Origin of the sequence: Alteromonas lipotrueiana, assembly GCF_019249245.1 — a bacterium.
Taxonomy (GTDB): domain Bacteria; phylum Pseudomonadota; class Gammaproteobacteria; order Enterobacterales; family Alteromonadaceae; genus Alteromonas; species Alteromonas lipotrueiana.
This window is the reverse complement of record NZ_JAESDK010000011.1, coordinates 85493-112399: the sequence shown is the minus strand read 5'-3', so window position 1 is coordinate 112399 and position 26907 is coordinate 85493. Positions and strand designations below refer to the sequence as shown.

27 protein-coding genes, 1 pseudogene and 1 other annotated feature are annotated in these 26907 nt (G+C 45.9%); of the genes and pseudogenes, 15 read left to right on the top strand and 13 right to left on the bottom strand.

The genetic code is table 11. The annotated features are described in order from the left end of the window. Nucleotides 1-17 precede the first annotated feature (17 nt). Both JK130_RS09230 and JK130_RS09225 read left to right on the top strand, forming a co-directional pair. A complete protein-coding gene (locus tag JK130_RS09230) occupies nt 18-719 on the top strand; it encodes an ABC transporter ATP-binding protein (RefSeq protein ID WP_218354024.1) in 702 nt (233 codons plus the stop codon). Continuing rightward, nucleotides 712-3231: an ABC transporter permease gene (locus JK130_RS09225; RefSeq protein ID WP_218354023.1), complete on the top strand. Its 2520-nt coding sequence runs from the start codon at nt 712-714 to the stop codon at nt 3229-3231. Before JK130_RS09230 ends, JK130_RS09225 begins: the two co-directional genes overlap by 8 nt. A 9-nt stretch (nt 3232-3240) precedes the next feature. Here JK130_RS09225 and JK130_RS09220 read toward each other — a convergent pair whose 3' ends face one another. Next, entirely contained in the window at nt 3241-4134 is an 894-nt protein-coding gene (locus JK130_RS09220; protein WP_218354022.1) for a TIGR01777 family oxidoreductase, read from the bottom strand. 455 nt (nt 4135-4589) lie between these two features. Between JK130_RS09220 and JK130_RS09215 the strand changes: the two genes are divergently transcribed. Further along, nucleotides 4590-5627, top strand: coding sequence for an AI-2E family transporter (locus JK130_RS09215; protein WP_218354021.1), 1038 nt, complete (start codon nt 4590-4592; stop codon nt 5625-5627). Here JK130_RS09215 and JK130_RS09210 read toward each other — a convergent pair. From JK130_RS09210 to JK130_RS09200, 3 genes are read right to left on the bottom strand one after another with little or no spacing between them, the layout of a single operon-like run. Continuing rightward, nucleotides 5624-6961, bottom strand: a complete 1338-nt coding sequence (locus JK130_RS09210; protein WP_218354020.1) for an ATP-binding protein — start codon at nt 6959-6961, stop codon at nt 5624-5626. The two genes, JK130_RS09215 and JK130_RS09210, sit on opposite strands and share 4 nt — an antisense overlap. Beyond that, the gene (locus JK130_RS09205) at nt 6958-7632 is read right to left on the bottom strand and encodes a response regulator transcription factor (RefSeq protein ID WP_218354019.1); all 675 of its coding nucleotides are present in this window, start codon (nt 7630-7632) and stop codon (nt 6958-6960) included. The genes JK130_RS09210 and JK130_RS09205 overlap by 4 nt, the downstream gene beginning before the upstream one ends. After that, nucleotides 7632-7913 (bottom strand): PepSY domain-containing protein, encoded by a 282-nt coding sequence (locus JK130_RS09200; protein WP_218354018.1) that lies wholly within the window; start codon nt 7911-7913, stop codon nt 7632-7634. The genes JK130_RS09205 and JK130_RS09200 overlap by 1 nt, the downstream gene beginning before the upstream one ends. Before the next feature lie 282 nt (nt 7914-8195). On the opposite strand from JK130_RS09200, the gene JK130_RS09195 reads away from it, so the two are divergent. From JK130_RS09195 to JK130_RS09180, 4 genes are all read left to right on the top strand, one after another. Continuing rightward, complete coding sequence (locus JK130_RS09195) at nt 8196-8660, top strand: pyridoxamine 5'-phosphate oxidase family protein (protein ID WP_218354017.1); 465 nt, start codon at nt 8196-8198, stop codon at nt 8658-8660. A gap of 180 nt (nt 8661-8840) precedes the next feature. Next, nucleotides 8841-9293: a hypothetical protein gene (locus JK130_RS09190; protein WP_218354016.1), complete on the top strand. Its 453-nt coding sequence runs from the start codon at nt 8841-8843 to the stop codon at nt 9291-9293. A gap of 28 nt (nt 9294-9321) precedes the next feature. Beyond that, the gene (locus JK130_RS09185; protein ID WP_218354015.1) at nt 9322-9747 is read left to right on the top strand and encodes a hypothetical protein; all 426 of its coding nucleotides are present in this window, start codon (nt 9322-9324) and stop codon (nt 9745-9747) included. A 45-nt stretch (nt 9748-9792) separates the two neighbouring features. Continuing rightward, on the top strand, nt 9793-10266 hold the full coding sequence (locus JK130_RS09180; protein WP_218354014.1) for a hypothetical protein: 474 nt from the start codon (nt 9793-9795) through the stop codon (nt 10264-10266). Between the two features lie 264 nt (nt 10267-10530). Here JK130_RS09180 and JK130_RS09175 read toward each other — a convergent pair whose 3' ends face one another. The 7 genes and pseudogenes from JK130_RS09175 to JK130_RS09145 all read right to left on the bottom strand — a co-directional run bounded on the left by JK130_RS09175 (nt 10531) and on the right by JK130_RS09145 (nt 17465). After that, nucleotides 10531-10830: a YciI family protein gene (locus JK130_RS09175; protein WP_218354013.1), complete on the bottom strand. Its 300-nt coding sequence runs from the start codon at nt 10828-10830 to the stop codon at nt 10531-10533. 3 nt (nt 10831-10833) lie between these two features. Then, nucleotides 10834-11643, bottom strand: a complete 810-nt coding sequence (gene trpA / locus JK130_RS09170; protein WP_218354012.1) for a tryptophan synthase subunit alpha — start codon at nt 11641-11643, stop codon at nt 10834-10836. Further along, nucleotides 11636-12823 carry a tryptophan synthase subunit beta gene (trpB, locus tag JK130_RS09165; protein WP_218354011.1) on the bottom strand — a complete coding sequence of 396 codons (1188 nt, stop codon included), beginning with the start codon at nt 12821-12823 and terminating at the stop codon, nt 11636-11638. Before trpB ends, trpA begins: the two co-directional genes overlap by 8 nt. 20 nt (nt 12824-12843) lie before the next feature. After that, nucleotides 12844-14241 (bottom strand): bifunctional indole-3-glycerol-phosphate synthase TrpC/phosphoribosylanthranilate isomerase TrpF, encoded by a 1398-nt coding sequence (gene trpCF / locus JK130_RS09160; protein ID WP_218354010.1) that lies wholly within the window; start codon nt 14239-14241, stop codon nt 12844-12846. Continuing rightward, the gene (gene trpD / locus JK130_RS09155) at nt 14234-15262 is read right to left on the bottom strand and encodes an anthranilate phosphoribosyltransferase (RefSeq protein ID WP_218354009.1); all 1029 of its coding nucleotides are present in this window, start codon (nt 15260-15262) and stop codon (nt 14234-14236) included. The genes trpCF and trpD overlap by 8 nt, the downstream gene beginning before the upstream one ends. Then, on the bottom strand, nt 15255-15869 hold the full coding sequence (locus tag JK130_RS09150; protein WP_218354008.1) for an aminodeoxychorismate/anthranilate synthase component II: 615 nt from the start codon (nt 15867-15869) through the stop codon (nt 15255-15257). Before JK130_RS09150 ends, trpD begins: the two co-directional genes overlap by 8 nt. Then, nucleotides 15866-17465, bottom strand: a pseudogene (locus JK130_RS09145) (anthranilate synthase component 1). The gene JK130_RS09150 and the pseudogene JK130_RS09145 overlap by 4 nt, the downstream one beginning before the upstream one ends. 26 nt (nt 17466-17491) lie before the next feature. Then, nucleotides 17492-17590: a sequence feature (Trp leader region), on the bottom strand. Nucleotides 17591-17751: 161 nt separating this feature from the next. On the opposite strand from JK130_RS09145, the gene JK130_RS09140 reads away from it, so the two are divergent. The 7 genes from JK130_RS09140 to JK130_RS09110 all read left to right on the top strand — a co-directional run bounded on the left by JK130_RS09140 (nt 17752) and on the right by JK130_RS09110 (nt 23976). Beyond that, the gene (locus JK130_RS09140; RefSeq protein ID WP_218354007.1) at nt 17752-18609 is read left to right on the top strand and encodes a PHP domain-containing protein; all 858 of its coding nucleotides are present in this window, start codon (nt 17752-17754) and stop codon (nt 18607-18609) included. Beyond that, nucleotides 18606-19226 carry an L-threonylcarbamoyladenylate synthase gene (locus JK130_RS09135; protein ID WP_218354006.1) on the top strand — a complete coding sequence of 207 codons (621 nt, stop codon included), beginning with the start codon at nt 18606-18608 and terminating at the stop codon, nt 19224-19226. The genes JK130_RS09140 and JK130_RS09135 overlap by 4 nt, the downstream gene beginning before the upstream one ends. A gap of 18 nt (nt 19227-19244) precedes the next feature. Further along, the gene (locus tag JK130_RS09130) at nt 19245-20066 is read left to right on the top strand and encodes a segregation and condensation protein A (RefSeq protein ID WP_218354005.1); all 822 of its coding nucleotides are present in this window, start codon (nt 19245-19247) and stop codon (nt 20064-20066) included. Continuing rightward, on the top strand, nt 20059-20685 hold the full coding sequence (gene scpB / locus JK130_RS09125; RefSeq protein ID WP_218354004.1) for an SMC-Scp complex subunit ScpB: 627 nt from the start codon (nt 20059-20061) through the stop codon (nt 20683-20685). Before JK130_RS09130 ends, scpB begins: the two co-directional genes overlap by 8 nt. Before the next feature lie 6 nt (nt 20686-20691). Further along, nucleotides 20692-21552 carry a 23S rRNA pseudouridine(2605) synthase RluB gene (gene rluB / locus JK130_RS09120; protein WP_218354003.1) on the top strand — a complete coding sequence of 287 codons (861 nt, stop codon included), beginning with the start codon at nt 20692-20694 and terminating at the stop codon, nt 21550-21552. A 207-nt stretch (nt 21553-21759) separates the two neighbouring features. Further along, a complete protein-coding gene (gene dkgB / locus JK130_RS09115; RefSeq protein ID WP_218354002.1) occupies nt 21760-22563 on the top strand; it encodes a 2,5-didehydrogluconate reductase DkgB in 804 nt (267 codons plus the stop codon). Nucleotides 22564-22680: 117 nt separating this feature from the next. Beyond that, entirely contained in the window at nt 22681-23976 is a 1296-nt protein-coding gene (locus tag JK130_RS09110; RefSeq protein WP_218354001.1) for a DUF445 domain-containing protein, read from the top strand. Here the strand turns inward: JK130_RS09110 and JK130_RS09105 are convergent. Together JK130_RS09105 and JK130_RS09100 are read right to left on the bottom strand one after the other, a co-directional pair. Next, nucleotides 23959-24567 carry an acyl carrier protein phosphodiesterase gene (locus JK130_RS09105; protein ID WP_218354000.1) on the bottom strand — a complete coding sequence of 203 codons (609 nt, stop codon included), beginning with the start codon at nt 24565-24567 and terminating at the stop codon, nt 23959-23961. The two genes, JK130_RS09110 and JK130_RS09105, sit on opposite strands and share 18 nt — an antisense overlap. A gap of 6 nt (nt 24568-24573) precedes the next feature. Continuing rightward, on the bottom strand, nt 24574-25305 hold the full coding sequence (locus JK130_RS09100) for a TM2 domain-containing protein (RefSeq protein ID WP_218353999.1): 732 nt from the start codon (nt 25303-25305) through the stop codon (nt 24574-24576). A gap of 169 nt (nt 25306-25474) precedes the next feature. Between JK130_RS09100 and JK130_RS09095 the strand changes: the two genes are divergently transcribed. Next, complete coding sequence (locus JK130_RS09095; protein WP_218353998.1) at nt 25475-26653, top strand: porin; 1179 nt, start codon at nt 25475-25477, stop codon at nt 26651-26653. Nucleotides 26654-26907: the final 254 nt, after the last annotated feature.

The window sequence follows — 26907 nt, the reverse complement described above, 5'->3', positions numbered from 1 at the left end:
GACTGCGGTGACTCCTTATGATTAAAACCAGCAAGATAACCAAAAAGGTTACTACGAATGAAGGTCAGCTGGAGATTCTTAAACCAATTTCTTTTGAAGTCAAGTCAGGAGAGTCAGTCGCCATAGTAGGTGCGTCGGGCTCAGGAAAATCCACACTGCTAGGTTTGCTTGCCGGACTGGACGAGGTGTCTGAAGGCGAAATTTTCTTAGACAATGAACCATTGCACACAATGAACGAAGAGCAACGTGCACAACTTCGGGGCGCTAAAGTTGGCTTCATTTTTCAAAGTTTTATGCTGGTACAAAGTCTTACTGCACTGGAAAACGTGATGCTACCAGCCCAAATTGCCGGAGCAAAAAATGCTCGGTCACAAGCGAAAGAAATTCTGGAGCAAGTAGGGTTGGGGCACCGCGGTTCGCATTATCCTAATCAACTTTCAGGGGGTGAACAACAGCGCGTGGCCATCGCGCGGGCGTTTATTGGTCAGCCTAAAATTTTGTTTGCTGACGAACCCACCGGAAATTTGGATGCCGCCAACAGCGAAAAAATAGAAAAATTACTCTTTGCGCTAAACCACGACTCTGGCACGACACTGGTTCTGGTTACTCATGATGAAGAGCTTGCACGTCATTGCGATCGGCAATTGGTGATGCAGGCAGGTCAGCTTACCGAGGCCGCTGCGCAGACCGCTGAGCGCAAGGATGTAAGTCATGGGTAATGCGAGCAAACTCGCGTGGCGCTTATTTAAACACGAGGCGCGCCGCGGCGAGCTTACTATAATTCTGGCAGCGATTATTTTGTCGGTTGCCGCAGTATTGTCACTGTCATTGTTTAGTGAGCGTTTGCAAGGCGCACTGACTGAGCGTTCAGCGACGTTTCTGGCTGCAGACAGACAATTACGAGCACGTGCTCCCTTAGACGAAAGCTGGGTTAGTGAGGCTCGTTCACAGGATATTGCTACCGCCAGTCAGGTTCAGCTGCGCTCAATGGTTTTTGGCGATGAGAATATGTCACTGGCCGACCTACGCGCGGTTGATGATAACTACCCTTTAAAGGGCGCGATAACGGTAGCAAATGAGCCTTTCGGCGAACAGCAAAAAATTCAGCAAGTCCCCGAACCGGGAACGGCCTGGATTGACTCACGGCTGTTCCAGTTACTAGGTATTGAGCCTGGGGGGAACATTGAAATTGGTGATGCCAGTTTTACGGTCAGTCGGGTTCTGGCCGAAGTCCCCGATGCTGGATTTTCGTTGTTCAGTACCGACCCGCTGGTACTGATTCACCAACAGGATTTAGCCGCGGCAAACATTACCGGTCCCGGCAGCCGGGTTACCTACAAGGCTTATTTTGCCGGTGATAATGGTCAGCTTGATGACTACTATGATTGGCTGCAGCCACAACTCAATGACGAGCTGCATCGCTGGCAGTCTGTGGAAGACGACGAATCCCCCATAGGGCGTTCAGTCGCCCGTGCGGGACAATACTTCTTACTGGCCAGTTTGTTAGCAATTGTGCTGGCGGCGGTGTCTATTGCGGTGGCGGCTCAGCGCTATTCGCAACGTCACTTCGACCCCGTGGCTATTATGAAAACGCTGGGGGCGACCCGCAGCATGATTCGAAAAGTGTATACCCTGCAGATTTGCTTTATTGCCACGTTAGGTATTGTTATTGGCATAGTGGCAGGGGTAGCTATTCAACAGGTGGTAGTTAGTGCGCTGGCAGGTACCGTTGAGGTAAGCCTTGCTGTGTGGCATTGGCGGCCGGTAATTATTGCGGTGTTTACCGGCGTAGTCTGTGCCGTATTATTTTCGATGTACCCGCTGCTTCGTTTATTTTCTATTCCGCCGCTGCGAGTATTGCGTCGAGATTTAGATTCAAACCTAAGTTCACGCACTCTTCAGTTTGCGGTATCTGGCCTTGCAGTTTTTCTATTGATGTGGGCTTACAGCCAAAATCTTGAAATAAGCGCCATTTTATTTGTGTCAGGTGTGGTTCTGGTAGCAGCACTGATTTTGGTTACCGTAGGCCTGATTTTTGTTGGTCGCAAGTTTGCCACCAATCAAATGGGACCGTGGCAACTGGCCTGGGCGCGAATTTCACGCCGCGCTATGGATAACAGTGTTCAGTTAATCAGTTTCTCAATTACCATTATGCTGCTGTTGGTCGTGCTGGTGATGAGAAACGATATGATAGCCCAGTGGCAGGCTCAGCTTCCTCAAGGCACGCCCAATTACTTTTTGATTAATATCACCCAACAACAAAAGCCTGAATTGGACACCCACTTTGAGCAAAACGATGTCGAAATAGGACACTTTTATCCTGTGGTTCGCGGCCGGTTTGTGTCGGTAAACGACGAAAAAGTAAATACCGAGGTGACTAAAGAAGAGGAGTCTGAAGATGACAACGGGCGCGATGGTCTGGGACGCGAAGCAAACCTTACCTGGAGCAATACCCTACAAAACGAAAACCGCATTGTAGAAGGTAATTGGCATGGTGATGTTCAGGCTGAAAATAACGAATTTGCGGTTTCGGTAGAGCATGAAGTGGCCGGCAGACTCAATATCTCAATAGGTGATACGCTGACCTTTAATATTGGCTCAGAAGTAGTGAAAGCCAGTGTTACCAGTTTTCGGGAAGTAAACTGGCAGAGCATGCAGCCTAACTTCTTTTTTATATTATCGCCTGCAGCCATGCAAAATTTTACTCCAACTTACATAACCAGCTTTTATCTGCCCACCGAGAAAAAGGCCGGGCTCACTGAGTTATTAAAGCCTTTTCCTTCCGTTACGTTATTTGACGTAGATGCCCGCATTAATCAGCTGCGAGGCATTGTGGAACAGGTCTCACTAGCGGTTGAGTTTATACTTATTCTGGTGCTGGTAGCAGGCTCGCTGGTATTAATCGCTCAGGTGCAGGCGAGCATGGATGAGCGTCAGCAAGAGCTGGCGATTTTACGAACCCTGGGGGCCAAAGGCAGTTTGATTCGGGCCAGTGTGGTTTACGAGTTTGTGATCATCGGTATTGTTGCTGGATTTATGGCGGCTCTGGCAAACGAACTGAGTCTGTATTTGCTGCAAACTCAGTTATTTAATATGCCTGCTTCTTTCCACTTCTGGTATTGGTTGATTGCACCGGTAGTAGGGGCGGCCGTGGTAGGTTTGCTAGGAGCGATAGGCTGCTGGCGTTTACTTACATTAAACACCAGTCAGCTATTACGTAAAATTATGTAAACCAATGCTTCAGCCTAACTCTTTTTCGAGCGCCTGCCGTAATTGCGGGTAATCAAAGCAAAAGCCGGCTTCGGTTAATTTAGCTGGTAGTACATTTTGACCGGTAAGCAGCATGTCTGCTGCGTCGCCCATAGCAGCCTTGAGCACAAAGCCTGGTACGGTAAAAAAAGCCGGACGATGTAAAACGGCCGCCAGGGTCTGAGTAAACGTTTTGTTGGTTACGGGTTCGGGCGCCGTCATATTAAATGGCCCTTCACAGCTTTCATTTTCAAGTAAAAATAAAATGCCATTAATCATGTCATCTACGTGAATCCACGAGAAGTATTGCTTACCATCACTCATTTTGCCGCCCAGACCGAGCTTAAACGGTAATGTCATTTTACCCAGAGCACCTTCTCCTTTAGCCAGCACAACCCCGGTTCGCAATACACATACACGGGTAACTTTGTTCGCCTCCAGCGCCAGCTTTTCCCACTTTCGACAGACAGTGTGGGTAAACTCTTCGTTAACCTGATGCTCGTTTTCGGTCACAATACTTTGCCCCTGGCGACCGTAATAACCAATGGCCGAACCCGATAAAAACACTTTAGGCGGATTGTCGCATTCACTAATGCGGGTAGTAAGACGCCGGGTAATATCCCAGCGGCTGTCGCAAATACGCTGTCGCTGCTCATCGGTCCAGCGTTTATCAGCAATAGGTTCGCCAGCTAAATTTATCACTGCCTCAAACTGACGAAAGTCATCAATTTGTGACAATGAAGTGATAAGAGTGACGGTGTTGGGCAAAAGCTGTGCAGCTTTATTTTTATCGCGGGTCAACACAGTAAAATTGTGTTGTTGCGCGGTACGCTCAATCAGTCGACGTCCAATAGTACCGGTACCACCGGTGATAAGTATTTTCACATTGAATTCCTTGAGGTTTAGAGCGCACTTAAAACAGCGTCATAAAGCTATAAATAGGCCAGGTACAGGGAATACTGATTTCAGCCGGCGTGTCGCAATAATCGGAGTCAGTTTTATCGTAAAAAGGTAATGGTCATAACCCCAACCGTTACCTCACCAGTCACTATTTCGATAATTTGGTTTGTTACAAACGCTGTTTTGAAGCTGTCAGCACATCAGCAGGTATTTCTATCTATCTGTTCTGTTTGTCTACAAAATGATAGCTTGGATAATTTTTCTATATCCTGTGATATTCAGATCCGTATGCATAGATACAAATTTTTAATCTTTGTCTCTGTCTGCTGGTCGTTATGCTGTTTATCGTATTTACAAGGCATAATAAAACCCAACAGACACATACCATATCTGCAAGGAGTGGTATCATTTATACTTACTAACTGAGTTATTTGATTATTATGGAACTAAAGTCGCCCGCTGCTAAAGCGCTTATTGTATTGGCCTGCCTGGTTGTAGTGCTGGCAGGAATAAAAGCCGCATCAGCTATCATGGTCCCGTTTTTCTTATCCGGCTTTATTGCTATAGCCTGCAGTCCGCTTATTAACTGGGCGACCCGACACCGAATTCCTAAATGGTTGTCGGTAACATTAGTCATCAGCTTAATTGTTGTATTTGGTTTTTTACTTGCCGGGCTGGTAGGTCAATCGTTGACTGAATTCAGACTAAATTTGCCAGAATACCGGCTCACATTAGCCAGCGAATTTGACTGGGTTATCACCCGTCTGGGAACTATGGGTATTGCCCTCAACCGCGAATTGATCACCACGCATCTGGATCCGGGCATGGCAATGTCTTTGGCTACCAACTTTTTGTCAGGTATGGGCGGTGTATTATCCAATCTATTTTTAATACTGCTTACGGTTATTTTCATGTTGTTCGAAGCAGACAGTATCCCTTCAAGATTACATATTGCTTTGTCAGATCCTGACATGAAAATGCAACATATCGACCGGTTTATTAAATCGGTAAACAGTTATCTGGCTATTAAAACCGTGGTTAGTCTGGCTACAGGACTGGTTATCGCAATAGTGTTGTACATAATGAACATCGACCACTTTTTGTTGTGGGCCGTGCTGGCATTTATGCTGAACTACATCCCTAATATCGGCTCTATTATCGCTGCTCTACCAGCGGTACTGATTGCCTTTGTTCAATATGGCTTTGCTTCGGCTGGATTAGTCGCCCTTACCTTTATGCTGGTCAATACGGTGATGGGTAATCTTATCGAACCAAGGCTGATGGGGCGGGGCATGGGGTTGTCTACGCTGGTGGTGTTTTTATCTCTGATATTTTGGGGTTGGTTACTCGGCACAGTGGGGATGCTATTGTCGGTGCCATTAACCATGGTGGTGAAAATAGCATTGGAGTCGCGTGCTGAAAGTCAATGGCTGGCGGTGTTACTGTCATCAGCCGGCGAAAGTAAAGCGCGGGTTTAAGATACTGAGGGGTAGGGCAGATGCACCCGAATACCTGCCCCGCCCAATTCGCTGGTAAAAATTTCTAGCCGGCCCTGATAAATCGCCACGATATCACTCACCACCGCCATGCCTATACCCTGACCTTCTGTGTAGGTGTCAAGACGAGCACCCCGCTCAAGCAGGTGCGCTCTTTGAGTGTGCGCAATGCCCGGGCCGTCATCATCTACGGTAATAACCAAATAGTGCTCGTTGGTGTAGGCACTTAATTTAATTTGCTGGCGGGCGGCTTTGCAGGCGTTGTCTAGCAGGTTTCCCAGAAGTTCAAATAGATCGGTTTTATCTCCATAAAACGTCAGGTCTGACGCTACGTGCTGTTCAATAATCAAATCTTTATCGCGATAAACTTTATGCATTGCATTAACAAGCTGGGTAAACACGGGATGGACAAAGACTGCACACTGCCAGCCCGACTGGCCGGCCGTGGCGCGTTTCAGCTGACGTTGGATCAGCATGTCTACCTGCAATAAGGCTTCGCGGGCTTCATCGGGTAAACCACGCGTGCCTAATGCTACGGCAAGAGGAGTTTTAAGGCTGTGCGCCAAATCGCCCAAACTGTTTTTGTAGCGAAGTCGTTGTTGTTCTTCGGTTTGAAGTAAATGATTAATACTTTTTTTCAGACCGGAAAATTCGGCGGGATAGTTATTACTCAATGTCGTTTGTTCACCCAAACTGGTGCGGCGTATTTCATCAATTAATTTTCTAACCGGCGTCAGTACTACGCCAATGCCTGCTAACCACAAAAGCAGCAAGCCTATACCTAAAAATAGCAACCCGCGCCACACCGTCGCTAAAAACATTTCGCGCTCTTCATTAAAGGTTTGTCGGGAGTTAAAGATATAAAAGTGCACCGGCTCAAAACTGTCAGAGCTTTCAAATTCGGCGGTGAAGCTAAACATAAAGTACGCGGGAGGCGTGTCTTTAATAAGGTTAGATTGCGGCTGGAAAATCTCTTCACCTACCGCCGGCATTAAAGTTGGAATGGTCACAGAAGTATTTAACGCTGATGCTGATTGCCAGATAATATTTTGTTGGTAAACAATCATTCCTATGTAGCCAGAGTCGGGCAAATTTAACTGATCCTCGTAAAGGAACTCGGGCATCCTGGGGTTGTCGCCCTCTAATTCAAAAGCCGAGACCAACGCCAGATTCATTAACTTTAGTTCGCTGAACTTTGCCTGTGTCAGACTGCGGGTATAGGCTTCATCTAATACAAACACTGTAACTGGTATAAATACAGCAAGTGCCAGCAACGCCGCCAACACACTGCGCAGCTTCAATGAAAAGTGTTTCACAAATTACGGCTTAGCCTGTAACCGCGGCCACGTAATGTTTCGATGGGTTTCAGGTTGCCGTCAGGGTCAAGTTTTTTGCGAAGACGACCAATGAAAACTTCAATGACATTACTATCAAGATCAAAGTCCTGGTCATAAATATGTTCAGTAAGTTCGGTTTTTGAAACTACCTTTTGCGGGTTCATCATTAAATAATGCATAACTTTGTATTCGTAAGCGGTAAGCTCCAGTTGCCGCTGGGCAATGGTAAGCTCTTCGGTAACCGTATCTAGCTTAAGCGGTCCGTGCTCAACCACAGGGTTGGCTTGCCCTGATGCGCGTCGAATAAGTGCTTTAACCCGGGCAAGTAATTCTTCGTTATGAAAAGGTTTAGTCAGATAATCATCAGCGCCGGCGTCCAGGCCTTCAACTTTTTCCTGCCACCGGTCTCGTGCTGTGAGAATTAATACAGGGCAACCAACCTCTTGTTGTCTGGCCTTGCGAATCACATCAAAACCATCAAGCTTTGGCAAACCAATGTCGATTATGGCTACATCGTAAGGGTTTTCGGTTATTAAATAGAGTGCGTTTTGGCCGTTATCAGCTAAATCCACACTGTAGCCATGCTGGTGCAATAAGGTATCAAGCTGAGTAAGTAAACGACTGTCGTCTTCAGCTACAAGTATTCGCATTAGCGGTCATTGTCCTTTGTTTTAGGTGGTTGGCGAACTTGACCGGACTGTTTATCAACATCAACAGAGACCACTCGCCCCGATTTTTTTAAGACCTTTACCCGATATTTTTTTGAGCCCTGTTCGACCTTTAATACCCGGCCCTGTACCCGCTGCCGCGCTTTAACCGCAGCCTCTGATGGGTTGAGTGATTGAGCTTTTTCACTTTGCTGAGCCATGACAGGCTGTCCCATCAAACAAACGCTGCAAAATAACAGTGCTATTACACTACGTATATTCATGTTTGTTCGCGACCCGTAAGTATATTTAAAACCATCTAATTTACTGTTTTTAACCTGAAAATACTATACGCCAAACAGCTGAACCAAATCTGAATAATTTTTTCAAAGTACCTGCACAACTTACCAGGTATGACACAATAAAAATGCGGAGGTTTAATTAACATACTGATAATTATAGCTTAATAATAATCAATGATGCTGGCATATGCCCTGCAACGGTATTAACACTAACAATGAAAAACAACGCCCTAAAGTGCGTTATTCCGTTAAAGGAGCAAGTCTATGTCAAAAGATATTCGTACCAAAATGTGGAAAGCGATGGATGATAGCCCAAATGTTATTGTTTCGCTTTGCGAGAATAACGAACATGGTGAACCCATGCGTGCGCAATTAGACAAAGACGCAAACAGTGAATTTTGGTTTTATACCACCAAGAGTAATCGTGCTGCAAAAGGCGGTAAGGCAATGGTCCAATTCTCCAGCAAGGGCCATGATGTCTTTGCGTGCATTCGCGGAACGCTTGTAGAAGAAACTCGCAAAGAGATCATTGATAAGTACTGGTCAAAACCCGTAGAAGCCTGGTATGAACACGGTAAAGAAGATCCTTCTTTGTTAATGCTTCGCTTTGAATTAGACGACGCCGAAATCTGGGAAGCTGACCCTGGTATAAAAGGCATGTACAAAATGATGACAGGTAAAGACATTAAACCCGAAGAAATGGGTGAACACGACCAGGTGAAATTGTAACCGCCGTTATTAATAGAGTTTGGTAGAAAAACCGGCACTGAGGACTCTTCAGTGCCGGTTTTTTTATGAAAGTATAAAATTATTACAGCTCAATAAATATTCAGCTGGTCTTTTAAGCCGCATCTGTTAATTTAAAAAAATATCCTCTTCGAAATTTCGTTAATTTTGATGAAGCACACCATGATAAAACAGCGCATTTATGTTTATTTTCCGTTTATTATTGGCGCAGTAGCGGCATTTTCAGGTTTGGTCACATTTGTCATAAGCTGGTACTTTTATGATTATTGGGGTGGGCCGGTTCCGGGCTACTCGGTGTTTTTATTTGTGGGTAACATTTCATTAGAATATATCTGGCATCCGCTGCTTACCGAAGAAATTAGCCTGTATCCAAAACTTGGGCTTATGCTAATGAGTCAGTTTGTTTTATGTTCGATGGCAGGAGCAATAATCAAATACGGTTATCAATCAGGCCACCGTTATTTTATCGAAACACGGCGGCAAAAAAATAAAAAAAAGCCAGACACGTGGGCAGTTAGTTATATAAAATCAGTTACAGGATTTATTGCTGTTAACCCACAATATAAAAGGATTTTTATCGATGAGCATCGAATTAACTTTGCGATACACAGATAACGAGTACGTATGTTCTTACAAGGAAAAAATGAAGACAATTCGCCACAAAGGCCTTCATACCTATGTACCACTGGGCGCTTTTGTATTTCTGACTTTTGTCCTTTATCAATTTGACAAAATGGATACGTGGTGGGGCACTCTATTGCTTTTTACTACAGGAATTTATGCGCTTTTGTGTCTGCTAGGCGAATGGTTTATTCCAAAAATAGCGTTGGTGTTTGCCAGGAACAAAAAGCTCAACGATACTTATCATTTTTCTATCGACAGTCAAAGCGTGAAACGCACCTCTAAACACGGCTTACTAGAAGCGCGGTGGTCTGAATTTGATTCAGTCGATTTTTTTCAAAATAACATTTTTTTTAATTTGAACAGAGGTTCGATGGTGATCCCCAGGTCGAGACTGAGCAACATACAATTTAAAAAGCTGAAAATTTATGCTCAAAGTCACAAATAGACCCAGCCTGTATCAGCGGGACATTTTTCTACTCTGTGAACGGATATGAAACCCAGCGTTAAAGCAAAAAACCAACCTCTTACCATTGCTGGCACACTGAGTTTTGCTGCTGCCTTGCTGCATGTAGCCTGTATTATTGGGGGGCCCAGCTGGTACCGCTTTTTTGGAGCGGGCGATAATATGGTGCGTTTGGCCCAAACGGGCGATAGTTATCCTGTTTACGTTACTTTGTTGATTACCGCAGTTTTAATCAGCTGGGCTTTGTATGCTTGGTCAGGGGCCAGATTAATAGTAAAACTACCGCTACTAAAAACGTGTCTGACACTCATTACGGCAGTTTATTTAATACGCGGTATCGTCGGTCTTATTTTTCCCTTTTTTACCGATGATCCCATTGTGCATCAAAACTCGCTAATTTTTTGGGTAGTGAGCTCAGTCATATGTTGTATCGTTGGCGGGTATTATTTTGCTGGTACCCGAAGACTCTGGCACCAACAATACAGCAAGTTGAAAAACTAACAGATTTACTTAATGGTTATTTATTTTCTTCAAAAAGGTATTCGCCTCAGAACGGATTAATCGTGCCTGGAAAGGTAAAAAGCCTGACATACATTTTGCAACTAAATATCCTGATGGTATGGGTCAAAATCATAGACAGCACAGTGAAGCTGAGCGTATAAACTTACTTATAACGGGTATGAGGTATTCGTTTTTTGACAATCAATACAAAAAAACGACCCGAAGGTCGCTTTTAACGTAGGTTTTCTAAATAGAGTTTCCCTGTTACGGCAATACTTTTTTATAAGGTTTCACGATAACATCGGCATAAACGCCAGCCGCAATATACGGATCATTGTCAGCCCATTGCTGAGCAGCATCGAAGGTTTCAAATTCAGCCACCACTAAAGAGCCTGTGAACCCAGCGGGGCCAGGATCAGGTGAGTCAATAGCCGGAAACGGCCCTGCTAAGACTAATCGGCCATCGTCTTTTAACGCTTGCAAACGAGCCAGATGATCAGGACGAGCCGCCAGCCGCTTTTCCAGAGTATCGGGAGTATCAGTGGCACAAATCATATACAACATTGATTAATCCTTTTGCGTAGCTGCTTTCATAGCACTGACAAAAGTATCGAGCTGCGCCAGCATGGTGCGGGTATCATCTAAATTTTGTGCGATGATGTTCACGGTAGCCGAGCCAGAAATAGCCCCCGCCGCTCCTGCATCAATGGCCGCTTTTACCTGTTCAGGTTTTGAGATACCAAAACCTAACAAGGGCGGCGCACATTGATACTGACTAAGCTTATCTACCAGTTCAGCGGCCGGTATTTCAGCCGCGGTTTCGGCCCCCGTTACTCCTGCGCGGCCCAATAAATACGTGTATCCAGACGAGTGCTCACCAATCAGCGCCATGGTTTCGTCTGAGGCATTGGGCGGGGCAATCAAAATCTGGTTTATACCGGAGTGTTCAGCCGCGGCTAAAAACGGTTTTGCTTCACGAAGCGGTACATCAGCAATCAGAATTGAATCGACACCGGCTTCGCTTGCCCGTTTATAAAAAGCCTCAATACCTGCAGACATTACCAGATTGCTGTAAAGCAACAACCCAATCGGAATCTGAGGGTATTTTTGCCGTACACGACCCAACAGCTCAAAGCACTGAGCGGTGGTTACTTTGCTTTCACGCGCTCTGATACTAGCCGCCTGAATAGTCGGCCCGTCAGCAATAGGATCAGAGTAAGGCAAGCCTAATTCTAAAGCGTCTGCACCACTTTCAATGAGCTGACAAATAATCTTTTCAGAGGTTTCGATACACGGATCACCAACGGTAACAAACGGAACAAACGCACCAGCATTGTCAGCGTTTAGTCGCTTAAACATATCACCATATCTATCCATCAAATTCATCTCCAAGAATTTTTGTCACCACACCAATGTCTTTATCTCCGCGTCCCGAAAGATTTACCACCAAAATGGTATCATCTTCTGCTTCATCGGCCATATTTAATGCATGGGCGAGGGCATGGGCTGATTCCAAAGCCGGAATAATCCCTTCTTTACGAGCGAGCAGTTTAAACGCATTCAATGCTTCATCGTCAGTCACAGACACGTATTCAGCACGGCCAATATCGGCTAAATGAGCATGTTGAGGTCCCACTGCCGGGTAATCTAAACCTGCCGACACCGAATAACTTTCTTCAATCTGCCCTTCGTGGTCTTGCATAATATAAGTATACGAGCCATGCAAAATACCTTTTGATCCGGTACAAATGGTGGCACCGTGTTCTTTTGTATGCAGACCTTTACCGGCGGGCTCTACACCCACTAAACGTACGCTTTCTTCGTCAATAAAATCTGCAAACATACCAATGGCGTTTGAACCTCCTCCCACGCAGGCAATGACTGCATCGGGAAGGCGCTGTTCTTTTTCCATAATTTGCGCACGAGTTTCTTCACCAATCATGCGATGAAATTCACGTACGATATGCGGAAATGGGTGTGGCCCGGCGGCGGTACCGAGCAAATAGTGCGCTTTGTCGTAATTTGCAGACCAGTCGCGCATTGCCTCATTCACAGCATCTTTTAAAGTACCCGACCCAGCGCTTACCGGAATAACTTCGGCGCCCATCAAACGCATTCTGAACACATTCGGAGCCTGACGCTCAACATCTTTAGCCCCCATATAAATACGGGCTTTTAAGCCCAGTAGCGCACAGGCTAAAGCGGTGGCAGTACCATGCTGTCCGGCCCCTGTTTCGGCAATTACTTCGGTTTTACCCATACGCTTGGTCAGCAGGGCCTGCCCTAAAACCTGATTGGTTTTGTGCGCACCTCCGTGTAATAAATCTTCACGCTTCAGGTACAGCTTAACCTTGGGGTTGCTTACCAGATTGCGGGTAAGTGTCATCGCAGTAGGGCGGCCGGCGTAATCTTTCAAAAGACCAAGAAACTCCTTCTGAAATTCAGGATCGTCTTTGGCATCAACAAACGCCGCCTCAAGCTGATCTAGCGCAGGAATGAGCAATTCGGGCACATACATGCCACCGAAATCACCAAATTTTGCTTCTAACTGATTCATGATTAATCCTGTGTATTCAATTAATAGTGTCGGGCACGAGCAAAAAGAGCAGTCAATTTGTCTGATGACTTTTGCCCCGGCGCATCTTCTACGCCAGAGTTAACATCGACCAGGCTTGCTCCCGTGCGTTGCGCTGCTGTCAGGGTATCTATAGTAATGCCCCCGGCCAGCGCAATCTGTGATTTATCTGTAATGTTTTCCAGTAAAGACCAGTCAAATTGTTTTCCTGTGCCCCCAGATTGCGCGCCTACCTTGCAATCAAGCAACACTTTGTCGGTAGCGGGTTCTTCAGTTATCGCCTGGAAATTGTCTGGCAATTCGCCAGATACACCTAGCGCCTGCCATAGCTGGCAACCCTCAGGCAACTGCGATTTTAAGGTTTCACGATAAGCCGGGTCTTCATGACCATGAAGCTGAACTGCGCGTAACCCTAGCTGATGAGCATACTGTGAAACCTGCTCTATTGGCGCATCGACAAACACGCCGACATAGCGGCCCGGGGTTTGCTGAACAATATGCTGCGCCTGTTCAAGGGTAACGGATCTTGGCGATTTGCTGACAAAAATAAGCCCGCAATAGCTGGCGCCCAAATTAAAGGCATGGCGCGTAGCTTCAGGGTCACTCATTCCGCAAACTTTAATATTGCCCAGTATCAACCCGGTTACTGCGGCGGCTAAATCGGTTTGCGCCATCAGCGCACTGCCTACCAAAAAGCCGTCACAATGACTGGATAACCGTAGCACATCATCATGGGTATAAATTCCGGATTCAGAGATAACCACAAATTCGTGTTCGGCGTTCTCAAGCATGGGTACAAGCCGTTCAGTTGTCGCAAGGTCTGTACTTAAATCGCGCAGATTACGATTATTAATGCCAATGATATTGGCTTCAAGTGCAATAGCCCGTTTCATTTCATCTTCGTTACTTACTTCGGTCAGTATATCCAGCTGTAAACTACGAGCCACCTTTGCCAGGGCCTGGTATTGCACATCATCTAACACGCTTAGCATAAGTAAAATAGCATCAGCGTGATAGTAACGCGCCAGATACACCTGATATTCATCTATAAAAAAGTCTTTGTTCAATACGGGCTGAGCCACTCTGGCGGTGACATAGCTTAGGTATTCAAAATTACCCTGAAAATATTTTTCATCGGTAAGCACTGATAATGCTGCTGCATAGGGCGTATAGGCGCTTAAGATTTCATCAAGATCGAAGTGTTCGCGAATCAGGCCCTTTGATGGAGAGGCTTTTTTGCACTCTAAAATAAAACCGGCTTGTGGTTTATTCAAAGCCTCGAACAGACTTTTTTCAGACCATGTTGCGGCTTGCTTTAATGTTTCAAGCGCCAGGGTTTGTTTACGCTGAGCAAGTTCGTCTTGTTTATCTGCGACAATTTTTTCAAGTACGTTAGCCATTTTCGGTCTCCTGACTCAGCTGAGCTACCTGTTTTAATACATTAAGCGGTTCACCGGCCCGCATACTGGCAAGTGCCATTTGAGCGCCTTGTTCAAATGTGTCGACGATACCGGTAACTTTCAATAGCGCGCCGCAATTCATTGCAATAGCCGCCTGATGCGCTGGCTGGCCGGTTCCACCTAGTGCAGCCGCCACCATGGCGCGGTTTTCTTCAGGCTCTCCGCCTTTGATAGCTTCAAGGGGGTAGCGTGATAGCCCGAAATCTTCCGGGGTTACGCAATAGCGGCGCAGCTCAGAATTATTGATTTCAATTACCTGGGACTCGGCGTGTAACGCCAACTCATCCAAGCCGCTGCCATGCACGACCAAGGCGCGACGTTGCCCGAGCAGCGATAACGTTTGTGCATAAGATTCGAGCAAGTGAGGCGAATAAACCCCATATATGCCGTGAGTCGGGCTGGCAGGATTAGCCAATGGCCCCAGAATATTAAACAGGGTTCGTGTTTTTAGCGCAGCACGTACCGGGGCTGCGTAGCGCATACCGGCATGATAAACCGGGGCATATAAAAAACAGAAATTAGCCTCATCTAAACAACGACGTGCCGTTTCAGCGGTAATTTCAAGCTTTACCCCAAATTCGCGAAATAGGTCGGCCGAGCCTGAACGTGACGACACGCTCCGGTTACCATGTTTTGCCACTTTCGCGCCGCACGCCGCAGCCACAACGCCTGCTGCACTTGAGATATTAATGGTATTGTGACCATCACCGCCGGTACCCACAATATCGGCAAATTCATAAGCCGGAGTAGCAAAGGGCAAGGCATTAGAGACCATAGCACTTGCAGCACCTGCAATTTCCTCGGCCGACTCGTGTTTAATTTTAAGAGCGGTAAGTACAGCGGCAATGACCGCTTCAGACTGCTCACCGCTCATAATACTGTTAAACAATCCAAAAGCCTGATTTTGAGTTAACGATTCACCAGCATACAAGGTGTCCAGTGCACCATTGGTATCAAACATGTGCGTTTCCTTGTTCGGTTAAAAAAGCGATACTCTGGGCCAGTAACTGGCTGCCCTGAGCGCTTAAAATAGATTCGGGGTGAAACTGAAAGCCCAGCATCCGGTCATTACGGTGATGTACCGCCATGGTTAAATCGCCACAAGCAGCAATGCGTTCCAGACAATCGGGCAATGCCGTAGCAATTAAAGAGTGATAGCGTGCAATTTGCAATGGCTGTGGCAGACCCGCGAACAGGGTATCGCCATGGTGATGAACCATTGAAGACTTACCATGCATCACCTGTTCGGCGCGATCTACAGTGCCGCCATAGTGCGCTACAATAGCCTGATGGCCAAGGCATATGCCTAAGACCGGAAAACGCCCCTGAACCTGTTTTAGTAGCTGCGGCATGCATCCGGCATCTTGCGGCGCGCCCGGACCGGGCGACAACAATAGCAAAACCCGGGCGTGTTCAGCTTCAGCGTTCATGCGTGCTATTAATGTATCGGCGTTAACAGTATTACGATACACCACAATTTTCAGGTCCAATGTACGCAGTTCGTCTACCAGGTTGTACGTAAACGAGTCAATGTTATCGAGCAAAAAGACCGTTACCGGTGCATTCATTGTACTGGCTCCTGTTGCAAAGCGATCTTCACAGCATTGATTACCGCCTGAGCTTTAGTTCGGGTTTCGTTGGCTTCGCTTAGAGGGTCTGAGTCGTGCACGACACCAGCACCTGCTTGTATGTATGCTGTGTTGTTTTTAACAAATGCTGAGCGAATAACAATGCAGGTATCCATATCGCCCTGACCATTAATGTAACCCACAGCTCCGCCATAACTGCCCCGGCGTTTTTGTTCAACCTGACGAATCAGGGTGGCCGCGGATACCTTCGGTGCCCCCACTAAAGTGCCCATGTTCATACACGCCTGATAGGCATGCAGCGCATCCAAATCATCACGCAGTTGACCTACCACCCGTGACACCAGATGCATCACATGAGAATAACGGTCAACTTTAAGTAAGTCTTTTACATAGCGGGTGCCTGGCTCACTGACTTTGGCCACGTCGTTTCGGGCTAAATCGACCAGCATAATATGTTCAGATTTTTCCTTGTTGTCCTCCCGCAGGTTTAATTCAATACGACTGTCCAGATCAGCATCAATTGTTCCGTCGGCGCGTTTACCGCGAGGGCGGGTACCGGCAATAGGGTACACCTCGACCTGATTTGTGTGGGTGTCGTATTTAAGTGCCGATTCGGGCGAGGCGCCAAAAATAACAAAATCCTGGTCCTGCATATAAAACATGTAGGGACTGGGATTCTGTTTTTTGAGTTCGGCATAAGCGGTAAGGGGCGAAGTACACGGTAGCGAAAAGGTGCGAGACGGAACCACCTGAAAGATATCACCTGCCAGAATATGAGATTTTAAATCATTCACATATTGCATAAACTGTTCATCTGATTTGTCGACATGAACATCGGTGGCATCGGCAGTATTTGCCACGCCGGTAGATTTCATTGGTTTGATGCTTCGCAGTTGCTGTTGAAGGTGTTCAAGGCGCTGGGCAATGGCAAAATAATTTTGAGCAACCTGAGGGCCTGAAAATACACTACCCAACAATTCGGTGGTCTGCGATTTATGGTCGATGGTCAGTAACGTTTCGGCCAGATAAAACACATAGTCGGCACAGTCATTATCGCCCTCGGCTACATCAGGGAGCTGTTCAAAAGTCCCCAGTAAATCATAGGCAAACACCCCCCCTAAAAAGACCGCGTGAGGGTGCATCCGCAGCGGCGTTATTTGCGAGCGCAATAAGCGCAACGCATCAAACACGCCCGGCGCTTTTAACCGGGCGTCTTCATCCAAGGCATCGTCTGGCGCTGCGCATGTCAAAATAAGCCCGCCCGCCCGTTCGCTGCTGACAAGAAATGGCGGCTGGGCAATGCTCGACTATTAAAGGCAGTAACGAGGCTCCGTTATCACTTAATGCATCGATAGTAATGTTGTTACCGCGACACTCTAAACGCAGTGCGGCATCTACCATCAGCAAGCTCTTTAAGTCGTCTTTGCTTTCTATTTCGGCTGACTCCAGTAGCAGTGCATTTGGTTGCTGATGACACAAATGCGTAAACGCGGCAAGCGGATCGGCCACATACCTGCCTGGCTGTTGCAATGTTTCTACTTTTCCCGGGATGTCTCCCAGCTCTGCTAAACTCATGGTCGCAAATCTCCCGCTGCGATTAAAAAAAAAGGCCCGTTTTTAAACGGGCCTTTCTTAAGTGTTTTGACACGCACACATGCGTACACCGCCCTTTAAGTTAGGGAGTGCCACCACCAAATCATGCTATTAAGCGAAGTTTTAAAAAAAGAGGTTTGCATAGTGTTGATGTATTCTTATTGTTTCAGGTAAAACTTCATTAAACATGAAGTAGAAAAAACGGTATAATATGCCCTATAGAAGAAAACAAATTCGTCTTCTTGTCAACCGGAATTCTGAAAATTAAGTGAAAATAGATCTCCACAGTCATACTTATTTCTCTGACGGCCAGCTTTCGCCCACTGAATTGCTGCAACGTGCACATACCATGCAGGTCGATGTGCTGGCTATTACTGATCACGATACCGTCTCGGGTCTTGAAGAAGCGCATGCTTATCAGCAAACTCAAAAACGGCCTCTGACCATCATCGATGGAGTGGAAATCTCTACCGCCTGGCAGGGCTTTGATATTCACATTGTGGGTCTCAACGTAGACTGTGCATGCTCTGATTTTCAGGCATTTTTGACCGCTCAAAAAGAACGTCGTCGCCAGCGGGCCGAAAAAATTGCAGAAAAATTGAGTAAATGTGGCTTTGAAGGCGTATTAGAAAAGGCAGTCAGACTTGCCGGACCAGGTCAGATAACCCGGGCGCATTTTGCCCGGGTTTTGGTGAACCAGTATGGGGTCAGTTCTATGGACAGTGCCTTTAAAAAGTATTTAGGAAAAGGCAAACGCGCAGCCGTAAAGGCGCAATGGCCAGCAATGGCTGAGGCTATAGAGGCGATTAGTCAGGCCGGTGGGCAGGCCGTGTTAGCCCATCCTGCTCATTACGATATGACCACCAAGTGGTTACGGCGACTGGTAGACGACTTTGCACAAGCCGGTGGGCACGCTATTGAGGCTGCCTGTCCGGGAATGGCCGCAGCCAAGCAATCGCTAATTCGTGAGCTGGCTCAGGCGCATCAGTTACTGGCTTCAGCCGGGTCTGACTTTCATTTTCCGTCGCGCTGGACCGAGCTTGGACGCAATTTGGGAATAGCGAACGAACTTACTCCGATATGGCATAACTGGTCACAGTTGCCTGTTGATAAGGAAGCATTATGAGCCAATTTTTTTCCATTCATCCTGAAAACCCGCAACCGCGTTTAATAAAACAGGCGTGTGAGCTTATTCGACAGGGCGAGGTGGTGGTATATCCGACCGACTCAGGCTATGCCATCGGTTGCCAAATGGATGACAAAAAGGCATTAGATAAACTATGTCAGGTTCGAAACATCGATAAAGATCATAACTTTACGCTGATGTGTCGTGATATGTCAGAGTTATCGATTTATGCAAAAGTTGATAACGTGGCATTCAGGCAAATAAAAAATAATACACCCGGGCCGTATACTTTTATATTACAGGCGACCCGCGAAGTACCTAAACGTCTTCAAAATCCTAAGCGTAAAACAATCGGTATCCGGGTGCCTGACAATGTCATTGCGCTCAAGCTGTTAGAAGAACTGAACGAACCACTAATGTCGACCTCATTAATTTTACCCGGAGAAAGAATGGCCGAGGCCGACCCGGATGAAATTCGCGATAAGCTTGAAAAGCGGGTGGGTGTTATTATAGATGGTGGTGCTTTAGGCGAACAGCCCACCACTATTATCGATCTTACCGAAACCCCGCCGGCGGTTTTACGTGAAGGAAGTGGCGATGTAAGCCCCTTCATTTAATGCCAATATTGGTTTGTTATGAACTCTGACGAGAGCGCCCCGCAGCATTCGGCTCAGCCTCCTTTGCCTTTGGCATTTATTTATGGCGAGGCGTTGTTAGAACAGCCGCAGGATTTATACATACCGCCAGAAGCGCTTGAAATTATATTAGAAAGCTTCGAAGGCCCTTTAGATTTACTTTTGTATCTTATTAAGCGGCAAAAATTCGATATTGTTACGTTGCCGGTAGCGCAAATTACCCGACAATATATGGACTATGTCGAGGTAATGAAGAGCCTCAAATTAGAACTGGCCGCAGAGTACTTGTTAATGGCCGCGATGCTGGCTGAAATAAAGTCGCGGTTGTTACTTCCCAGGCCTGCTGCCATTGACGAAGACGAGGACGACCCCCGGGCCGAACTGGTGCGGCGGTTACAAGAGTACGAAGTAGTTAAACACGCGGCCCAAAAAATAGACACACTGCCTCGCATTGAGCGCGACGTATATGTAGCACAAGCCGGTTTAAGCGAGCCCACTGAAAGCGTGCAAACTGAACCCGATGTTGCCTTAGATGAGCTGATAAAAGCATTTGCTAAAATGATGAAGCGTGCGGCAGCGTTTGAACATCATACTATTGAAAAGGAAGCGCTTAGTACCCGCGAGCGCATGAGCCAAATTTTGTCCAGGCTTAACAGTGCGGACTTTACGCCCTTGGAAGCGTTATTTACCTTATCTGAAGGCCGGGCAGGGTGCGTGGTTACGCTTCTGGCAATACTTGAACTAATAAAAGAGCAGCTATTAATATGCGTTCAAGCAGGATCATTTGCCCGCATTTATGTAAAGCTGGGCTCGCATGAATAAAATTGATACAGTCCGACTGAAACAGCTTATTGAGGCCAGTATTTTTGTTGCTGATAAACCGGTCACACCAAAAAAACTTAAAGAAACGGTGCTTGCTGATTTCACAGTATCCTCAGTGCAGCTTACCAATGCATTAAGTGAGCTAGAATCTGATTATGCCCACCGGGGGATTGAGTTGGTTAAAGTGGCCAGCGGCTATCGGTTCCAATCATTAAACAGTCTGTCGCCCTGGTTGCAAAAATTATGGCCAGAAAATGCACCCCGTTATTCCAGAGCGCTGCTTGAAACTCTGGCTCTTATTGCCTATCGTCAGCCGATTACCCGCGGCGAAATAGAGCAAATTCGTGGCGTAGCGGTAAGCAGTAACATTATAAAAACATTGACCGAACGAGAGTGGGTAACCATAGTCGGTCATAAAGAGGTTGCAGGACGACCGGCGCTATATGCCACCACCCCTGCATTTCTTGATTATTTTTCGTTAACCTCTCTGTCTGAGCTACCAAGTGCCGATGCATTTGCATCACTGGCAATAAAAAGTGCTGATATGTCAGGTGAGAAAAAAGAGGTACCGTCTGAAACAACAGACCGTACGAACGACAAAACTGAACCAGAGACATAAGCACTCATGAGTGAAAAATTGCAGAAAGTATTGGCCAATCAGGGCCTGGGGTCGCGCCGTGAGATGGAGCGCTGGATTGAACAGGGTCGGGTGTCAGTAGATGGCAGTATCGCAACGCTGGGCGACCGCGTGGGTCCGGAAGCACAAATCCGGGTTGATGGTCATCTGTTATCGCGACAAACCGAAAAACCGGTTTGTCGGGTACTGATGTATAACAAACCTGAAGGTGAGTTGTGTAGTCGCTCTGATCCGGAAGGCCGCCCCACGGTTTTCGAACGCTTGCCTGCGATTCGGTTAGGGCGCTGGATTGCGGTTGGACGACTTGATATAAACACCAGTGGTTTGCTGTTGTTTACCAATGATGGTGAGCTGGCCAATAGACTAATGCACCCTAAGTGTGAAGTTGAACGAGAATACGCCGTGCGTGTTTTTGGTGAGGTACCGTCTAAAACTCTTAATACCCTTAAAAAAGGCGTAGAGCTTGACGACGGGGTGGCGAAGTTTACCACCATAAAACCGCGTAAAAACGATGACGAAAGTATGAACCAGTGGTTCAACGTAACCTTACAAGAAGGACGCAACCGCGAAGTTCGGCGTTTGTGGGAGTCTCAGGAAGTTCAGGTTAGCCGGCTTATTCGGGTGCGTTATGGACCTATTGAACTACAAAAGCGCTTACCACAGGGCGCGTGGGTTGAACTGGAGCTGGCTGATGTAAATAAGCTGCGAAAATTGGTGCACCTTACCGATGAAAGCAGTAGTTTGGTGGATGTTCGTCAGACCAAGTTAGACCACGCTCGGTTAAGCCGCATGCGCAGGTCGGTGAAAAAGCATCGAACACGCAAGTCTGGCGCAGGTAATAAGCGCTAACTTCTAAAATATAAAACCAGAGGCGAAATGCTTAAGTATTTCGCCTTTTTTATTGGACCATCAATCTTAAGTGTCCTGGTATGAACCCGTTAGGGCGATCTGTCTGGTCAGCGTACGCGTAGACAATGTGGTAAATCGCGTTGGGTAAGTCAGATTTAAATTAATGACTGACAGCACGATAAATTTAACCATAAACGAGGAGTGAACATGCAAAACATGCCACAACTAGGTGTAGGTACGTTCAGATTAGAAGATGACACCGCACGCAAGTCAGTGCTGGATGCGTTGAAAATTGGCTTTAGACACATAGACACTGCTCAAATTTACGGTAATGAAGAACAAGTAGGTGATGCACTTCAAACCAACGGTATTGCACGCGAAGATTACTTCTTAACAACAAAAGTCTGGTTTGATCACTTTGGCAATAAGAGCTTTATTGCCAGCGTCCATGAAAGCCTTGAAAAGCTAAAAACGGACTATGTTGATTTGTTATTGATTCACTGGCCATCTCCTGATGATAAGGTGCCCATGGAGGAATACCTCAAAAGTCTGGCACAAGCGAAAGAAGAAGGGTTGGCTCGCAATATTGGGGTGTCGAATTTCACCATTGCACAAATGGAAAAAGCAGTTGAAATTCTGGGTGAAGGTGAGATTTTAACCAACCAGATAGAGCTTCATCCGTTTATGCAGAATCGCAAAGTGGCCGAGCGTGCCAACGAACTTGGTATGTCAGTGACCGCTTATATGCCGTTTGCGGTAGGCAAAGTGATGAAAAGCGAAACCTTGCAGAATATCGCGCAACAACATGATGCGACCCCTGCACAGGTAACACTGGCCTGGATTAAAGAAAAAGGCTATTACACCATTCCTTCATCAACTAATCCTGATCACCTGCAAGATAACTTTGATTTTGAAAAGGTCAAACTTACAGCTGAAGATATGGAACTTATTGATAATCTGGATAACGGCGACCGTATTGTTGATCCGGACTTTGGCCCACAGTGGGATTAAGTTTGTATAATTAGACATTAATTTGTTTAGAAGAAATGGCCTGCCTTGCAGGCCATTTCTGTATGTATAAGTATTCACTTAATGTATTGAATAACAATTTTAAGCCAGGAGAGGCCTTTGAAAGCGCAACAGTTAGCCCGGGCAAAGAATCAGGCTGCCGCATGCTTGTTTATTGCAGCAGTGCTGTTTGTTATCACTACCTTTCTTGAGCATCGTTTTAGCCAGGCAGGGTGGCTGTCTTACGTCGCTTTTTTTAAAATGGTTAGCGAGGCCGCATTAGTGGGGGGGCTGGCCGACTGGTTTGCAGTTACAGCGCTATTTAAACCAATACCGCCACAATACCCTATTCCTCACACTAATATTGTCGCGGCAAATAAAAAACGTATCGCGGCCAACTTAGCCGAATTTGTAAAAGAGAAATTTTTTAATCCTGCAGCCATAGGGCAGCTGGTTCGTCATTCCCATCCGGCGGACAACTTAGCTGCATGGCTTCAAAAACCTGACAATTCTAAACGCTTGGCGCACTTTATAAGTGATGCCGGTGCCGGAACATTATCGATGATAAGCGATAAGTCAGTACAAAATGTGTTGACGCAGAATGTCCGGCAATTATTAGCAAAACTTGATGTGAGACCGCTGGCGGGCGGAACGCTACGGGTATTGACCCGGGAAGGGCGACATCAGGAGCTACTTGACCAACTCATCAATAAAGCGGCGCGACTGTTACAACAACCGACCACACAGGAATTCATGACCGCTAAATTACATCAGTGGTTACGTACAGAGTATCGCAGACTTGAAAAATTTCTGCCCACCCAGTGGTTAAGCGAGCAGGGGGCTCAGGTTGCAACGCGCGCCATAGTAAGCACCATCGCCGATATTAATGAAGATCCGAACCATCCACTACGGCGCTCATTCGATCGTTACGTCGCAATAATGATTCGTCGCATAGAACACGACAAGCAAACCGGTGAAAAACTGCAGCAATGGCAGCAAGCTTTATTAGACAATGAAACGCTGCACCATTATATGGGATTAGTTTTAACTGATCTGCGGGCTTATATACAGCATGACTTAAGTCAGCCAGATAGTCGTTTGCGTTATCATATTCAAAGTATGTTAGAGGATTTTGGCAACACCTTAGCAGCCAACAAGGCTTTAAATCATACGATTAATGAAGCAGTTATAAATAGCGCAGTTTATTTGGGCCCTCAGGTTAGCGATTTTCTGACCAGTCATATACGAACCACTATTGAAAACTGGGATGAACGGGAGATGGCTGAACAAATAGAGCTGAACATCGGCAAAGACTTGCAAAAAGTACGTATCAACGGGACCATTGTGGGCGGTTTAATTGGTGGTATTTTATTTTTCCTTGAACTTGTCATCGATATTTCAGTAACTGCCGCCTGATTCGTGACCGGATTCAATTTTTTGCTCACTGACCGACCGCATTAGCTGAGGATAAAAACTTAAAAAGGTTTGTTCCAGCACATGATAATGCTTCAGTACTTCCTCAATGCTGCCAGAAAAGCGATGCTTGAAACGAATACGCGTGGCAGTATTGTCCAGGGCGCCGCTCAAACCTTGGGGGGTAGCGTACACATCTAACCAACGGTGCTTCAGCATGCTGTTAACCGTACTTTGCATGGTTACAGGCATATAAGGTAGCGCTTGTTCGAGTAATGCATACCGCTGCTCGCAAAATTGTGCGAAAGACTGTTCGTAAAAACGTGACCAGTGGCGAATAAGGTAATGATCAAAACTTACATCAATAATAACTGCGGCAAAACGGCGTCGTTCGGCTGAAAACTTGTTTTTAATACTATGAATTTCTGGATGATGATCGGTGTATTTATCAACGAATCTATGATTTTGTAACCCTCGTTGCACAGGCATACTGAACTGTTCAATGTTGCTGCCTTTCATAAAGTCGCCCAGAAGATTTCCGTGTACCGATTCGCTGGTGGGTTGGGCTAAAGCCAAATGTGCAAGATAATTCATATACTCTCAGCGACATTGGCGGGGAAGCATAATCTGCGGTAACGCCGGCGTGGTGCAATCCCAAAGAACTTCGTCTTTTAAAACCACCGGTAGCATAATTATTTCGGTATTTGCATTGTTATACGGCAACAAATGAATTTGACCCCGATTAAAGCGAATAGAGGCTTTGGCCGGAGCAATAAGCGCATTATCAAGTTCTAATTCACCGAGGTTTTCTGGCCGGCGGTCGTAGGTTAATAAGTAATGTTCTGTAGCTTGAGCAATGTGCTCAGCTGCCTCAATACGCTGGCGCTGCTCTTTTTGGGCGTTAAAAACCTGGTTGGCCATATTAAAAGGCAACCAACTCACTAATGTGAATGCCCCTAGTAACATTATGACCGCTAAAGCTATAAAAATGCCTAAAACTTTACCGTTTTCACGGCCTGCCCAAATTCCAAGATTGTGGTTTAAATTCCAGTTTTTCTGAGAGGTAGATAAAAATATTATAGATTCAATAATGCCCGCAATCCAGGTAATAGGAGTCCAGCAAAATAGCACATAAAAGATACCACGCCACTGGCCAAGGTAAAATCTATGCAGGCCAACCGCACCTCCGAAAAAAGCCAATGTTGCGGCTGCAATCTTGCTTCGGTAAACAAACGTATCAGCAATACAGTTACAGTGAGAACAGCGTCCGTTATTGATTTGTGCAATAGTATTGCAGTGCGAACAAGGTTTGGTTTTGGCGGGTTTGAACATGTCAAAGCTATAATAATGTGCGATTTAAACAGTGTGACATATATTGCCTTCAAATAGAAAAATCGCTAAAAGAAATTGTAATGCTAAGAAGGATTAGTTTTTCTTGACTAGAGTGGACAACTCACTACACTGCGCATCCTGAATTTTAAAGTGAACCGGGAGAAACGTAGTGCTCAAAACTAAGTTGAGCCTTTGTGCAGCTTCACTGATATCGCTAACTTCATATGTTGTCGATACTAACGCACAAGACACGTTATACCCGTACGGTGAAGGAATAACGTTGGGCGATGATTCGTCTTTTGCCTCGATGAAATTTGATGCACGAGTGCAAATGCGTTACACCTCAGATTATGACAGCGATCCCCGCGCAGCAGATGACTTTTTTGCTGATGAAAAACGAATTATTAATATAAATCGCTCACGCTTTAAAGCTTCAGGCCATATTTATAAGCCATGGTTAAAATATTTTTCGCAGTTTGAAATTGGGGACGGAATATTTATCGATTATGGGTTTAAGGTCGAAAAATACAAAGCATTAAGTTTTAAAATTGGTCAGTGGAAACTCGAATATTCCCGTGAACGCAGTATCAGTAGTGGAAAACAACATTTGGTTGACCGCTCTATTGTTAATAGAATGGTGACCATAGATCGTCATAATGCTGCTGCTATTTATGGCCGTCTTAACGAAAATACCCTTTCAGACATTAATTACTGGGTTGGTATAGGCTCAGGAACGGGCCGAGGCGATAGTCTTTCAGGGCCTGGCGACCCATTATACTATGGGCGTTTTCAATGGAATCCGTTAGGTGGCGGCGTAGAGCTTATCACCGCTGACGTCGACCGACATAAAGAGCCTGCACTTTCATTAGGGGTAGCCGCAGCCAGCATTGAAGGTGAGTACAGTCGTTTTTCTAGCTCTGGGGGCGGACAGGTGCCGCGTTGGGAGTCGACTGATGAACGGGTACATGTAAATCAATATGTCTTCGATTTATCTTACATGTATAAAGGGTTAAGTGTAGAAGCTGAATATCACGACAAAAAAGTATCTTCAGCTGCGCAATCTGATTTATCTATAGACGGTTATTATGCGCAGGCCGGCTACTTTTTAAATGAAAAGTTGAGCTGGTGGCCAAGACAACTTGAGTTGGTGGGGCGTTATGCAACCTACACCTCAGAAAAAATAGGAATAGAGCGTAAGAACGAAGAACATACGATAGGCTTTAACTATTTTGTATCAGGGCATAATAACAAGGTGACTGTAGATTTTACACAGTTTGACTTACAGTCGCTCGACAATACAACCTATGATGATAACCGGATTAGAGCACAATGGGATATCAGCTTTTAAGTAGCCCTTTGTGGATTGTATCTATAAAAAGTGGCTAAGATAATAAAAAACCCCGCTATTGCTAGCGGGGTTTCACTTTAAACATCAGAAATAAAGCAAGAATGCTTTGAAAATTGCTCTAAAGCGTACGTTCAAAATTCAATTAGTTTTTATAACCTCGGCCTGAAAAACTAACTACAGGTCTTATTTATAGGTGACTAACAAAAACGTATTCGTCTTATTCAGAGACTATTAAAATAACGAGATTTTACTTC